The organism is Pseudomonas imperatae, assembly GCF_057128625.1.
In genome coordinates this window covers 41,698-54,315 of record NZ_JBSKHP010000039.1, presented here as the reverse complement: position 1 = coordinate 54,315, position 12,618 = coordinate 41,698, and the positions used below count along the sequence as shown (strand labels likewise).

Here is a 12,618-nt window from a genome sequence, read left to right as displayed (position 1 = left end):
ACGGAACTGGGCGCAGGGCCGCTGGCGCTGCTCACGCTGCGCGGCTTCAGTTTGCCGCCGCGAATTTTCCTGGCGGAGGGCGATGCAGCGGGGCATCAAGGCTGAATGTCCGAATTGAAACGACGGTTGTCCCGAACGCGCGGGCGTCGGCTCTATAGGATCCAATAACCTGCAAGCCTTGTCTCCCGCGATGAAGGCTGCAGATGTTCGCTCCCCAGTTTCGTCCCTTCCTGTGGCTGTTGATGGCCACGCTGCCCGCCTGCAGCTCATGGACCCACCATGAGCCTGCACGCTCGACCCTGGCCGGCGTCAACCCGCTGCAGCAGCTACCGGCGCAGGTCACCGACCAGCCCCTGCCAGCCCAATGGTGGCAGCTGTACCACGACCCGCGCCTAAACGGCCTGGTGCAGCAGGCTTTGGCCCATAACCGCGACCTGGCCGCCGCCCAGGCCCATGTGCAGGCGCTGCTGGGTGGCCTGCATGAGGCTGATGCGCAGCGGTGGCCGAGCACCGACGTGCAGCTGGGCGCCAGTTATGGCAAGACCGCCGATGACCAGACCCTGGCCAGGGCTACCGGCAGCCACGCGCCGGCCCAGTGGGAGTTCAACCCGGGGCTGGAGCTGGCCTACCAGGTGGACGTGTGGGGCCAGGTGCGCCAGGCCATTGAGCACGCCCAGGCCAACGCCGAGGCCGCCGCGGCCGCCGAGGACCAGCTGCGCGTCACCGTCGCGGCGCAGACCACCCGCGCCTATGTCAACGCCTGCGCCCTGGGGGCTCGCGCGGCCGTGCAACGCCAGTCGTTGCAGGTGTTGGGTGACAGCGTGCGCCTGCTGCAACGCCAGCGCCGGGGCGGGGTGGTCACCGATTTCGAGGTGTCGCGCATGCAGGCCTTGCAGGGCCAGACCCAGGCGTTGCTGCCGATGCTGGAGGCACGGCGCCAGGCCGCGGTGTTCGAGTTGGCGACGCTGACCGGCAACAGCAACCCCGATCCGCTCAGTTGCCAGCAGGTACCGCGGCTCGACGCCGACCTGCCGGTGGGCGACGGCTGGCAGTGGCTGGCCCGGCGCCCGGACATCCGCCAGGCCCGCCGCGAGCTGCAGGCCGCCGGCCTGCAAGTGGGCATCACCCAGGCCGACCTCTACCCCAAGGTCAGCTTCGGCGCCTCGCTGACCTCGTCCAGCCACCCGCTGAACGAGCTGGGCAGCAGCCAGGCGGTGATGTTCGGCATCGGCCCGCTGATCAGCTGGCAGTTCCCCAACCGTGCCGCCAACCGCGCCCGCGTCGAACAGGCCAAGGCCCTGGAGCAGGGCAGCCTGGCGCGCTTCGACGGCCAGGTGCTGCTGGCGCTGCAAGAGGTGCGCCAGGCCCTGGCCCTGTACGACGGTGAACGCCAGCGCCATGCCGCGCTGGCCCAGGCCCTGGCCGACAGCCAGCGCGCCTTCGAGCTGGCCCAGCGCAACTACCGCGCCGGCGCCCTGGATTTTCTCGACGTGCTCGACAGCGAGCGCGAACTGGTAGCCCTGCAGGCCCAGGTCGCCGACGCCGACGGCCAACTGCTGCAACGCCAGATCACCCTGTTCGCCGCCCTGGGTGGCGGCTGGCAACGCCCTGACACTCTTCCTGCCACTGCCGATGGAACCCCCCGATGAACATTGCCGCCGACGACATCAACCACCGTGAACAGCAACTGCTGGCCCGCCGGGCGGCGCGCCGCCGGCAGTTGCAGCTGGGCGCCGGGGTGCTGGGGCTATGCCTGGCCGTGGGCTACGGCGGTTATTGGTGGCTGACCGGGCGTTACCTGGAAAGCACCGACGACGCCTACGTGCGTGCCGACTGGGTGCCGGTAAGCGCGCGCATCAACGGCTATGTTGCCCAGGTGCTGGTGGCCGACGATCAGCCGGTCAAGGCCGGCGACGTGCTGGTGCGCATCGACGACCGCGACTACCAGGCGCGCCTGGCCGCCGCTACCGCCAGCGTCGCCGAAGCCGACGCTTCGGTACAGGCCGCCCAGGCCAGCCTGACGGTGGCCCACGAGCGCGTGGCCGAACAGCAGGCGGCCATCGCCCAGGCGGCGGCGCTGGCCGAGGGCGCCGGCGCCGAAGCCCGCCGCGCCGGCCTCGATCGCCAGCGCTACCAGGGCCTGGTGCGCGACCAGGCGGCCAGCGCCCAGCGCCTGGAAAGCGCCGAGTCAAGCTTCGCCCAGGCCCGTGCCGCGTTGCAGGCGGCCCAGGCCCGGCAGCATCAGCAGGCCCTGGCGCTGAACGTCGCCCGCAGCCGCGAACAGCTGGCCCAGGCCGCCGTGCAGCAACAGCTGGCGCGCCAGGCCCAGGCCCAGGCGCAGCTGGCGTTGGCGCGCAATGCCCTGGAGGACACGCTGGTGCGCGCGCCCATCGACGGCGTGGTCGGCCAGCGCAAGGTGCGCGAGCGCCAGTACCTGGCCCCCGGCCTGCCGTTGCTGGCGGTGGTGCCGGTGCAGCAGGCCTATGTAGTGGCCAACTTCAAGGAAACCCAGTTGCAGCACATGCGCCCCGGACAGCCGGTGGAGCTGCGCGTGGACAGCTTCGGCGGCCAGCGCCTGCACGGCCACGTGGCGAGCTTCTCGCCCGGCTCGGGGGCGGTGTTCGCGCTGCTGCCGTCGGACAACGCCACGGGCAACTTCACCAAGATCGTCCAGCGCTTCCCGGTGCGCATCCTGCTGGACAAGGCCGCGGATGGCGCGCCGATCCTGCCGGGCATGTCGGTAATGGCCACGGTGGACACCCGCGATGAGCGCTGAACAGGCGGTCTCCCTGCGCGCCTGGGTGGCGGTGATCGGCGGGCTGTTCGGCTGCTTCATGGCCGGCATGAACGTGCACGTCACCAGCGCCGCCCTGCCGGAAATCGAAGGTGCGCTGGGCGCCACCTTCCAGGAGGGCTCGTGGATTTCCACCGCCTACCTGGTGGCGGAAATCGTGATGATCCCGCTCACGGCCTGGCTGGTGGAGGTGTTCTCCCTGCGGCGGGTGATGCTGGTGGGGGCGTTCGTTTTCCTGCTGGCCTCGGTGGCCTGCTCGCTGGCGCCGAACCTGGCGGTGATGATCGCCATCCGCGTGGTGCAGGGCGCGGCGGGGGCAGTGCTGATCCCGCTGTCGTTCCAGCTGATCATCACCCAGTTGCCGGCGAGCAAGGTGCCCATGGGCATGGCCCTGTTCAGCCTGGCCAACAGCGTGGCCCAGGCGGCGGGACCGTCCATTGGCGGCTGGCTGACCGACGCCTACAGCTGGCGCTGGATCTTCTACCTGCAACTGGCACCGGGGGTATTGCTGCTGATGGCCATCGCCTGGGCCATCGACGCCAGCCCCACGAAGCTGGCGCTGCTCAAGCGCGGCGACTGGTTCGGCATTGCGGCGATGATCATCGGCCTGGGCGGCCTGCAGATCGTGCTGGAGGAGGGCGGCCGCGAGGACTGGTTCGGCTCGGACTTCATCGTCGCCATGAGCTGGGTGTCGGCGCTGGCGCTGGTGTATTTCGTCTGGTCGCAGCTGTACGGCAGCCGCGCGTTCATCAACCTGCGGCTGCTCAAGGGCTACAACTTCGGCGTGGCCAGCGTGGCCATGTTCATCTTCGGTGGCATGACCTTCGGCCTGGTCTTCCTGGTGCCCAACTACCTGTCCCAGCAGCAGGGCTACAACGCCAGCGAGATCGGCGTCAGCCTGATCCTGTATGGCCTGGTGCAGTTGCTGCTGGCGCCGCTGATGCCGGCGCTGATGCGCGTGCTCAACCCCAAGCTGATGGTGGCCGGGGGCTTCCTGATCATGGCGCTGGGCTGTTACCTGGGCGCGTTCCTGGACGCCGACAGCGCCGCCAACGTGATCGTGCCGTCGGTGGTGGTGCGCGGCATTGGCCAGCCGCTGATCATGGTGGCGCTGTCGGTGCTGGCAGTGGCGGGGCTGAGCAAGGCCGAGGCCGGCTCGGCGTCGGCGCTGTTCTCGATGCTGCGCAACCTGGGCGGCGCCGTGGTCACCGCCGCCCTGGCCCAGGCCGTGGACGTGCGCGAGCGGGTGCACAGCGAGCGCATCGGCGAAGCCCTGAACGTGTTCGCCGCGCCCGTGCAGGAACGCCTGGGCGGCCTGCTCGACCCCTCGCTGCCCGAACAGCAGCAGACCCTGGCGCTGATGCTGGCTAGCGTGCGCCACCAGGCGTACCTGATGGCCTACAGCGATGCGTTCTACGTGGCGTTCGTGGCACTGGCGGGGTGCGCGGTGGCGGCGTTGCTGATGCGCCGCTGACCCGCCATCCTGAACCGTCTGTAGCCGCTGCCGAAGGCTGCGCTGGCCCTTGAATACACCCAGGTTCTTTGGCGTCGACACGGGCCAGCGCAGCCTTCGGCAGCGGCTACGCTGAATCCGTGCGCTATCGACCACTCATTGGAGGAAGTGCTTGGTTAGCATGAGATGAAGTGGGAAAATGAACTTGTTCATACTTCTCGATCAGTTGGGTCAGTGCCTCCAATTCGTCACCTTCCTCCGAAGCAATCGGTGCGCCCCACAATTGGTCTACGCGTGTGAGGGCGCGGGCAAGATCGTCGTCATTGCGAATGTGGTTGATGTTCATGCTCGCCTCGATGATTGGGTGCAAGCGGTTGCGCCCAGTGCCGGTTATTTTCTCCTGATTTGTGACAGGACTGCGATATACATATCGCCAAAAGTTCAATCTTTCGCCCCCCACCTACCTGATCAGGTAGTTGTTCCATTGCGCCATCACGCCGAGAATCACTTCCATTGGCAGCCAGTGTTTGCGCTGCCCGCCTGCTTTGCAAAGCCCTCGCCGTCTCACAACAACAAGGACGAACCTTTGCCCGCTGTGCCTGTAACCGGGGGCGCGTCGGGCTTCTATGCACGCAAATGGATGATTCAAGTGAGAGGTAATGACATGCGACACGACAACTTCGTGGTCGAGGGGCTGTACAAGGATTACAAGGTCTACGTCGAACGCCTGGGCAACGACCCGCGGCGCAAGAACGTGCTGTGCGTCAACGGCGCCATGGCCACCACCACCTCCTTCACCCGCGCGGCGAAGGTGATGGCCGAGCACTTCAACGTGTTCCTGTTCGACCTGCCGTTCGCCGGCCGCTCCCGCGAGCACAACTGCCAGCAGCACCTGGTGACCAAGGACGACGAGGTGCAGCTGCTGCTGGCGCTGATCGAGCGCTTCGAGATCCACCACCTGGCCTCGGCCTCGTGGGGCGGCATCTCGACGCTGCTGGCGCTCAGCCACAACCCCGAGTCCATCGACAGCTCGGTGGTGATGGCCTTCGCGCCTACCCTGAACAAGGCCATGCTCGACTACGTCAACAAGGCCCGCCTGCTGATTGAAAGCGACAGTAAGTCCGACATCGGCCACCTGCTCAACGACACCGTGGGCCGCTACCTGCCGCCGCGCCTCAAGGCCAGCAACCACCAGCACATGGCGTCGCTGGCCACCGGCGAATACCACCAGGCCAAGTTCCACATCGAGCAGGTGCTGCAGCTGGGTGGCGGTGGCTACCTGGAGCGCCTGGGCAGCATCAACAGCCACGTGCATTTCATCAACGGCCTGTGGGACGAGTACACCAGCCCGGCCGATGCGCTGAATTTCGCCAAGCACGTGCCCAGCTGCAGCTTCGCTGTGCTCGAAGGCACCGGCCATTTCCTCGACCTGGAGTCGCGCCTGGCGGCTGCCCGCGTGCACCGCGCGCTGATGGGCCATCTGCTGTCGGTGCCGTGGAAACCCATGGTGGCCCAGGCGCGGTACGCCTGAGTGAACGTTTTTTCGAGTGAGGTATGCCCATGCAGGTAATCATGGTGGCCATCGGTTCGGCCGGTGACGTTTATCCCTTCATTGGCCTGGGCAAGGCCCTGGTCGAACAGGGCCACGGGGTGACCTTGTGCAGCATGCCGGCGTTCCAGGCGGCCATCGAGCAGCAGGGGCTGGAGTTCGTCCCGGTGTGCGACGAGCAGACCTACCGCCAGGCCATGGACGACCCGCGCCTGTGGGAGCCCAAGACCTCGTTCGGCACCCTGTGGCAGGCCATCGCCGGCATGCTGGAGCCGGTGTACCGCTACGTGGCCTCGCGGCGTTTCGAGGACATCGTGGTGGTGGGCTCGCTGTGGGCGCTGGGCGCGCGCATTGCCCACGAACGCTACGGCATTCCCTACCTGTCGGTGCAAGTGTCGCCGTCGACGCTGCTGTCGGCCCACGTGCCGCCGGTGCACCCCAAGTTCAACGTCTCGCCGCGCATGCCGCTGTCGCTGCGCAAATGGCTGTGGCGGGGCATCGAATACCTGAGCCTGGACCGCACCTGCGCGCCGGCCATTGACGCGCTGCGCCACAAGGTCGGCCTGACCGGCACCGTGCAGCGGGTGTTCAGCCAGTGGCTGCACGCGCCCCAGGGCGTGCTGTGCCTGTTTCCCGACTGGTTCGCCGCACCGCAGCCGGATTGGCCACGCCCGCTGAACATGGTCGGCTTCCCGCTGTACGACGGCAGCCAGGGGGGCGAGCTGGCCCCGCAGGTGCAGGCGTTCCTGGCGGCCGGGCCGGCGCCGGTGGTGTTCACCCAGGGCTCGACCACGCATTTCGACCAGCGTTTCTACCGCCTGGCCATCAGCGCGCTGGCCAAGCTGGGTGCCCGCGGCATTTTCCTCACCGGTGACCGCGAGGCCATCAGCGACCTGCCCGCCAGCGTGCTGCAATGCCGCTACGCGCCGATGTCCACCTTGCTGCCCCATTGCGCGGCGCTGGTGCACCCGGCGGGCGTCGGGGCCATGAGCCTGGCGTTGGCGGCGGGCATTCCCCAGGTGGTGCTGCCCGTGGCCCACGACCAGTTCGACAACGCCGAGCGCCTGGTGCGCCTGGGCGCCGGGGTAAGGCTGAAGCTGCCGCTGGGCGAGCATGACCTGCTCGAAGCGCTGCTGCACGTGCGCAGCGACCCGGCCATCCGCCGCGCCTGCGTGCTCGCCCACCAGCGCTCGGTGGTCAGCGATGCCTGCGCGCAAGCCGTGGAACTGATTGAAGAATGCCACGGCCGCTACAGCGCCCGTGCATTGTCACAAGCGGGCTGAGGTGGCGGATTATTGACGTATTGTAATCAGACATTTCATTGACACAGAGCGACGGTGCGTTAGATTCCCTGCAAGGATGGGAAATCGAGAGCAGAGTCATGGGCAAGGACAGCGATCTGGTGCGATGGGCGAACGAGCTCCGCGCCGAGATGCTCGCACAACAGCACATCTGGCAGGTGCTGACGGTGCTGGACCGTGAGGTGCATCGATTGGGCTTCGACTATTACGCCTGCGGCATCCGTCACCTGGTGCCGTTCACGCGACCGACCACCGAGGTCATCGGTTCCTACCCCGGTGACTGGCTGGAGCATTACCAGGCGCAGGACTATGCGCGGGTCGACCCCTCGATCCTGCATGGCCTGCGTTCCAGCGACATGGTGGTGTGGGACGACGCGCTGTTTCGCGAGTGCCGGCAGCTGTGGGGCGAGGCCCGTGACAACGGCCTGCGGGTCGGCGCCACCTTGCCGCTGCGCACCACCAACCAGACCTTGAGCGTGCTGTCGGTAGCCCGCCACGACGAGAAGATCGGCGAGGTGGAAAGCGAAGTGGTGCGCCTGCACCTGCGCTACCTGATCGAGCAGACCATGCAGCGCCTCGCCGAGCTGGGCCACCCCATGCTCTCGCAGCCGTCCATCAGCCTCAGCCAGCGCGAGCGCGAGGTGCTGCAATGGACCGCCGACGGCAAGAGCTCCGGCGAAATCGCGCTGATCCTCGACATCTCGATCAATACCGTCAACTTTCACCTCAAGGCCATCCTGAAAAAATTCAAGGCGACCAGCAAGACCCTGGCCGCGGCGCATGCCGCCATGCTGGGGCTGCTTTAAGACAAGGAAATCACACTTGATGGTGCAGATAATCAGCAAACGCTACAGCGAACTGTCGGCGCCGCTGCGCGACGCCCTGGGGCGTTACCGCCACCGGGTGTTCATCGAGCAGATGGGCTGGGACGTGCGCAGCACCTCGCCGCTGGCGGGGCGCGAGTTCGACCAGTTCGACCATCCCGGCACGCGCTACATCATTGCTCTCGACGAACATGGCCAGGTGCGTGGCTGCGCACGCCTGCTGCCCACCCTGGAGCCCTACCTGCTGGGCGAGGTGTTCGACTACCTGTGCGACGAAACCCCGCCGGCCAACCGCGGCACCTGGGAGATCTCGCGGTTCGCCGCCCAGTCCGACCAGGACCCGCGCCTGGCCATGCGCGTGTTCTGGACCACCCTGCATGCCGCCTGGGAGCTGGGTGCCAAGGCCGTGGTGGCGGTGACCACGGCGTCGCTGGAGCGCTATTTCCAGCGCAATGGCGTGGTCCAGGCGCGCCTGGGCGAGGCGCGCAAGGTCAAGGGCGAGCGCCTGGTGGCGTTGCATTTCGACGCCTGGCAGCCCAATGGCGTGCGGGAGCTGGGGCTGGGCGAAGTGGCCTAGTGGAACACCAGGCCCTGGGCATTCATGCCGCCCAGGCGGAACGCCAGGTAGTCGGCCAGGTAGTTCTGCCGCAGCCGCCAGGGCGCCCGCGCGCCTTGTTTGGGCAGGCCGTCGAGGGCGCGCAGCACGTAGCCTGAATTGATGTCCAGCAGCGGCCGGCGCTCGCCGCCGGCATCGGCCAGCTGCGCGCGGCACTCACGGTAGCCATGGCGCTGCATGTGGTTGAGCAGCCGGCACACCTGGCGTGACGACAGGTCGGCGCGCAGGGTCCAGGACGCGTTGGTGTAGCCCACGCAGAACGCCAGGTTCGGCACCCCGTCCAGCAGCAGCCCCTGCCACGCCAGGCGCTGGCCCAGGTCCACCGGCTGGCCGTCGACGTTCAGCTGCATGCCGCCGCAGGCCTGCAACTTAAGGCCAGTGGCGGTAATGATGATGTCGGCGGGCAGGCGCTTGCCGGAGGCCAGCAGCAGGCCGTCGGCCTCGACGCTGGCGATGGTGTCGGTGACCACCTGGGCCTAGCCGCTGGCGATGGCGCGGAACAGGTCGCCGTCGGGCACGATGCACAGGCGCTGGTCCCAGGGCGCGTAGCGGGGCTTGAAGTGGGTGTCCACGGCATAGCCGCGGGGCAGGGCGCGCTTGACTCCCAGGCGCAACAGCCGGCTCGACAGGTTGGGCAGGCGCCGGCACAGCTGGAACAGCGCCTGCCCGGCCAGGGCATTTTTCCAGCGCGCCAGGCTGCCGGCCAGCCGTGCGGGCAGGGCGCGGCGCAGCCAGTTGGCCAGCAGGTCGCGGGCGGGCAGGGCCAGCACATAGCTGGGCGAGCGTTGCAGCAGCGTCACCTGCCGCGCGCTGGCCGCCAGCGCTGGCACCAGGGTCACGGCGGTGGCGCCGCTGCCGATCACCACCACGTCGCGGTGGCTGCAGTCCAGGTCGGCCGGCCACTGCTGCGGGTGCACCCAACGGCCGCGGAATTGCGCCTCGCCGGGGAAGGCGGGGCGATGGCCCTGGGCGTAGTCGTAGTAGCCACAGCACAGGTACAGGAAGTTGCAGTGATACTGCCGCGTGACGCCGGCCACCTCGACCTCCAGGGTCCAGCGCGCCGCCTGTGAATCCCAGGCGGCGCCCAGCACCCGCTGGCCGAAGCGGATATGCCGGTCGATGTCACCCTCGCGGGCGGTGTCACGCAGGTAGGCATGGATGGCCGCGCCGTCGGCGATCGACGCCGGCCCCTGCCAGGGCCGGAAGGGGTAGCTGAGGGTGAACATGTCCGAGTCCGAACGGATGCCGGGGTAGCGGAACAGGTCCCAGGTGCCGCCCAACGTATCGCGGGCTTCCAGCACCGCGTAGCGGCGGCCGGGGCACTGGGCCTGCAGGCGCCAGGCGGCGCCGATGCCCGACAGCCCGGCACCGACGATGAGCACGTCGAAGGCTTCGATTGTCATGATCTTCCTTGTCGTAACCTGTAATGATTGCAGCCCGCGTCATTGACTGCGCGATGACACAAATTTCATAACTTCTCACTGATACTGTGCGCGCTCCCAACAATAAACGGAATTGCTTCGATGGGTACCCGATTGGTCCAGCTGCTGTCGTTCATTACCATCACCGGCCTTGTGTTCCTGACGCTTACAGGAATAGCCAATGCTTGAGTTGCCTGCCAACGCTTCACGTGGAATCGCCCGCCAGGCCTGGTGGGCCGGGTTGGTCGCCCTGGTGCTGTTCATGGCCGGCGCGTGGGGCATGGCCCCCATCGGTTTCGATTCGCGCTTCGTCATGTTCGCCGAGGAAATGCTGCGCCATGGCCTGACGTTCTTCCCCACCACCTATGGCGAGCCGTACGCCGACTACTCGGCCACCTCGACGTTCTTCATCTACCTGTTCTCGCGGCCGTTCGGCGAGGTCACCAGCTTCAGCGCCTGGCTGCCCAGCGGCATTGCCGCCGCGGTCACCGTGGCCTTGCTGTACCGGTTGGTGGCCCCGTATTCGCGGCGCTGGGCGCTGATCAGCATCGCCCTGATGGCGCTGAGCGGCACCTTCGTCATGGAAACCCGGGCGGTGTCCCAGGACCTGATGTTGGCGGCGGTGAGCCTGGCGGTGTTCTACCTGGGCTACGCCCATGACCATTTCCACACCCCCCGGCGCCTGTGGGCGCTGCTGGCGCTGGTGGTGCTGGGCTTCGCCATTCGCGGGCCGATCGGCCTGGTGGTGCCCACCGGCATGCTGTGCAGTTATTACCTGCTCCACGGCCAGTGGAAGCGCCTGTTCGCCTTCGGTTTCAGCGCCCTGGCGCTGCTGGGCCTGTGCGTGGGCCTGCTGCTGTGGCTGGCACGCCTGAGTGGGGGCGACGCCTTTGTCGCCGACGTGATCCACATGCAGGTGGGCGGGCGTATCGACGGCAGCGAAGGCGCCAGTGGCCCGCTGTACTACTTCATCAGTTCCCTGGGCAACTACGCCCTGGCGTACCCGCTGGCGCTGCTGGTGCTGGCCGGTGCCTGGTTCGCCGGGCCGGCGCGCCAGGGGCCGGGGCTGCAGCTGCTCAAGTGCTGCGCGGTGGCGGGGCTGATCGTGTTGCTGGGGCTGTCGGTGCCCCAGGCGAAGAAGGCCCGCTATGTGCTGCCGATGCTGCCCATGGCGGCGGTGATCGCCGGTTATCCCTTCCACCGCCTGGGCGGGCGCGTGTTCGCCTGGCTGCGCGGGCTGATGCAGGGGCTGTGGCTGGTCATGCCCGGCCTGCTGCTGGCCGGGGTGCTGGTGGCGCATCATCGCTTCCCGCAATGGTTGCCCCACGTCACCGCGCCGGCGGTGGTGCTGGGCCTGTTGCAGGCGGTGGCCGTGGCTTGGCTGCTGCGCGCCAGCGGCCGTGCGGTGGGCCTGGCGTTTTGCGCGGTGCTGGCGCTGTGGTCCAGCTACATCCTGGTGTTCGAGCCGGTGGAGCAGGTGATGTATGACACCCGTGCCTTCAGCCAGGCCGTGGACCAGGCCGTGCAGCACGACCCGGCGCCGCTGGTGCTGCATGGCATGGGCAAGGACGCCAAGGCGATCAAGTTCATGGTCAACATCGATCGCGACCTGCTGCCGCAGTTCACCGACAGCCCGGCGCAACTGGCTGCCCTGCCGAGCGGTACCTGGGTGATGATGGAAGCCAAGGACCGCGAGCTGCTCAAGGGCACGCCCCTGGGCACCCAGGCCCCGGTGCTGGCCGGCAGTTTCGACAAGGATGACTACGTGCTGCTGCGCGCCCCATGAAGCACCCCCAACCCACGTAGCAGCTGCCGCAGGCGGCGTCTGGTTCGCTGCGGTGCGCCGGGAGAAACGCGGGGTCTGGGACGCGGCCTTTGGCCGCTGCTACGGGGGGAATCCGGGTTCGCGGTGGTTAGCGCTTGAGCGCCACGTCCCAGCCATCGGCGTTCATCACGCCCAGGGAGCTTGCCTGGTTGTGGGCGTCGATGGCGACGAAGAACGCGGTGCCGTAGTCGCTGGCCTCGGCGTGTTCGAAGTCCAGCTGCGCTTCCAGCTTGCTGATGCAGTCACTGTGGGTGACCAACACCAGGTTGCGGTGCGCCTGCTTGTGCGCCAGGGCGTCCTGCAGCAGGGTCTTGCGGTTGCACACCCGCAGCCATTCCTGGCTCTGGTTGGCCGCGCCGAACATGCCCTGGCCGGTCTGCGCGGTGCGCGTGGTGGGGCTGCTGATGACGTCGGTGTTGGCCATGCCCAGGGTGCGGAAACCGTCGCCGATGCGCGTGGCCATGGCATGGCCGTCATGGGTAATGCCGTCGGCGGCGTTCATGCAGGCCGCGTCCGAGCGGTCGCAACGCTCCGCATGGCGCACCAGCACAATCACGTCGCCGGCCGCCCAGTGCTGCTGCACCCCGGCAGCCGCGAGGTTGCCAGGCTCGCCCAGGTCCAGCGGCGAGCGTGGCCACAGAACGAAACCGGCGATCAGGGCCGGTACCACCGCGATGGCAGTACCGATCAGAAGCTTGCGCATCAGCTTGCGCTGCGGGGGTACCGTCATGGCCGAATTCCGAAGAAGCGTGCAAAGAGTATTGGACACTATTGGCCAGAAAGTGCCCTGGCCGTGAAAACGTTGTGAAAATATCGAAAATTCGTGAACAGCCTC

At 67.7% G+C, this 12,618-nt stretch carries 10 protein-coding genes and 1 pseudogene; 8 read left to right on the top strand and 3 right to left on the bottom strand.

The window, feature by feature from the left end; translation table 11 throughout:
- Positions 1-203: 203 nt before the first annotated feature.
- From ACWKWX_RS30750 to ACWKWX_RS30740, 3 genes are read left to right on the top strand one after another with little or no spacing between them, the layout of a single operon-like run.
- The gene (locus ACWKWX_RS30750) at positions 204-1,649 is read left to right on the top strand and encodes an efflux transporter outer membrane subunit (protein WP_483829713.1); all 1,446 of its coding nucleotides are present in this window, start codon (positions 204-206) and stop codon (positions 1,647-1,649) included.
- The gene (locus ACWKWX_RS30745) at positions 1,646-2,776 is read left to right on the top strand and encodes an HlyD family secretion protein (protein ID WP_483829712.1); all 1,131 of its coding nucleotides are present in this window, start codon (positions 1,646-1,648) and stop codon (positions 2,774-2,776) included. Before ACWKWX_RS30750 ends, ACWKWX_RS30745 begins: the two co-directional genes overlap by 4 nt.
- Positions 2,766-4,268 (top strand): MDR family MFS transporter, encoded by a 1,503-nt coding sequence (locus ACWKWX_RS30740; protein WP_483829711.1) that lies wholly within the window; start codon positions 2,766-2,768, stop codon positions 4,266-4,268. Before ACWKWX_RS30745 ends, ACWKWX_RS30740 begins: the two co-directional genes overlap by 11 nt.
- Positions 4,269-4,392: 124 nt before the next feature.
- On the opposite strand, the gene ACWKWX_RS30735 is transcribed toward ACWKWX_RS30740, so the two are convergent.
- Positions 4,393-4,593, bottom strand: coding sequence for a hypothetical protein (locus ACWKWX_RS30735; RefSeq protein ID WP_483829710.1), 201 nt, complete (start codon positions 4,591-4,593; stop codon positions 4,393-4,395).
- Between the two features lie 318 nt (positions 4,594-4,911).
- Here ACWKWX_RS30735 and ACWKWX_RS30730 point away from each other — a divergent pair, with 318 nt between their 5' ends.
- The 4 genes from ACWKWX_RS30730 to ACWKWX_RS30715 all read left to right on the top strand — a co-directional run bounded on the left by ACWKWX_RS30730 (position 4,912) and on the right by ACWKWX_RS30715 (position 8,498).
- The gene (locus tag ACWKWX_RS30730) at positions 4,912-5,778 is read left to right on the top strand and encodes an alpha/beta fold hydrolase (RefSeq protein WP_416425494.1); all 867 of its coding nucleotides are present in this window, start codon (positions 4,912-4,914) and stop codon (positions 5,776-5,778) included.
- A gap of 29 nt (positions 5,779-5,807) precedes the next feature.
- Positions 5,808-7,079, top strand: coding sequence for a glycosyltransferase (locus ACWKWX_RS30725; protein ID WP_483829709.1), 1,272 nt, complete (start codon positions 5,808-5,810; stop codon positions 7,077-7,079).
- A 98-nt stretch (positions 7,080-7,177) separates the two neighbouring features.
- The gene (locus ACWKWX_RS30720) at positions 7,178-7,903 is read left to right on the top strand and encodes an autoinducer binding domain-containing protein (RefSeq protein WP_416425492.1); all 726 of its coding nucleotides are present in this window, start codon (positions 7,178-7,180) and stop codon (positions 7,901-7,903) included.
- A 19-nt stretch (positions 7,904-7,922) separates the two neighbouring features.
- Positions 7,923-8,498, top strand: coding sequence for an acyl-homoserine-lactone synthase (locus ACWKWX_RS30715; RefSeq protein WP_483829708.1), 576 nt, complete (start codon positions 7,923-7,925; stop codon positions 8,496-8,498).
- On the opposite strand, the pseudogene ACWKWX_RS30710 reads toward ACWKWX_RS30715, so the two are convergent.
- Positions 8,495-9,940: pseudogene (locus ACWKWX_RS30710) on the bottom strand (flavin-containing monooxygenase). The gene ACWKWX_RS30715 and the pseudogene ACWKWX_RS30710 overlap by 4 nt on opposite strands.
- 199 nt (positions 9,941-10,139) lie before the next feature.
- Here ACWKWX_RS30710 and ACWKWX_RS30705 point away from each other — a divergent pair.
- On the top strand, positions 10,140-11,744 hold the full coding sequence (locus ACWKWX_RS30705; RefSeq protein WP_483829707.1) for an ArnT family glycosyltransferase: 1,605 nt from the start codon (positions 10,140-10,142) through the stop codon (positions 11,742-11,744).
- 127 nt (positions 11,745-11,871) lie between these two features.
- On the opposite strand, the gene pmrG is transcribed toward ACWKWX_RS30705, so the two are convergent.
- A complete protein-coding gene (pmrG, locus tag ACWKWX_RS30700) occupies positions 11,872-12,513 on the bottom strand; it encodes a lipopolysaccharide core heptose(II)-phosphate phosphatase PmrG (RefSeq protein WP_483829706.1) in 642 nt (213 codons plus the stop codon).
- Positions 12,514-12,618: the final 105 nt, after the last annotated feature.

Excerpts from the sequence above, each read along its gene's own strand:
- ACWKWX_RS30715 (WP_483829708.1), top strand. The coding sequence starts at position 7,923 with ATGGTGCAGATAATCAGCAAACGCTACAGCGAACTGTCGGCGCCGCTG.
- ACWKWX_RS30750 (WP_483829713.1), top strand. The coding sequence starts at position 204 with ATGTTCGCTCCCCAGTTTCGTCCCTTCCTGTGGCTGTTGATGGCCACG.
- ACWKWX_RS30705 (WP_483829707.1), top strand. The coding sequence starts at position 10,140 with ATGCTTGAGTTGCCTGCCAACGCTTCACGTGGAATCGCCCGCCAGGCC.
- ACWKWX_RS30725 (WP_483829709.1), top strand. The coding sequence starts at position 5,808 with ATGCAGGTAATCATGGTGGCCATCGGTTCGGCCGGTGACGTTTATCCC.
- pmrG (WP_483829706.1), bottom strand. The coding sequence starts at position 12,513 with ATGACGGTACCCCCGCAGCGCAAGCTGATGCGCAAGCTTCTGATCGGT.
- ACWKWX_RS30720 (WP_416425492.1), top strand. The coding sequence starts at position 7,178 with ATGGGCAAGGACAGCGATCTGGTGCGATGGGCGAACGAGCTCCGCGCC.
- ACWKWX_RS30740 (WP_483829711.1), top strand. The coding sequence starts at position 2,766 with ATGAGCGCTGAACAGGCGGTCTCCCTGCGCGCCTGGGTGGCGGTGATC.
- ACWKWX_RS30735 (WP_483829710.1), bottom strand. The coding sequence starts at position 4,593 with ATGAACATCAACCACATTCGCAATGACGACGATCTTGCCCGCGCCCTC.
- ACWKWX_RS30745 (WP_483829712.1), top strand. The coding sequence starts at position 1,646 with ATGAACATTGCCGCCGACGACATCAACCACCGTGAACAGCAACTGCTG.
- ACWKWX_RS30730 (WP_416425494.1), top strand. The coding sequence starts at position 4,912 with ATGCGACACGACAACTTCGTGGTCGAGGGGCTGTACAAGGATTACAAG.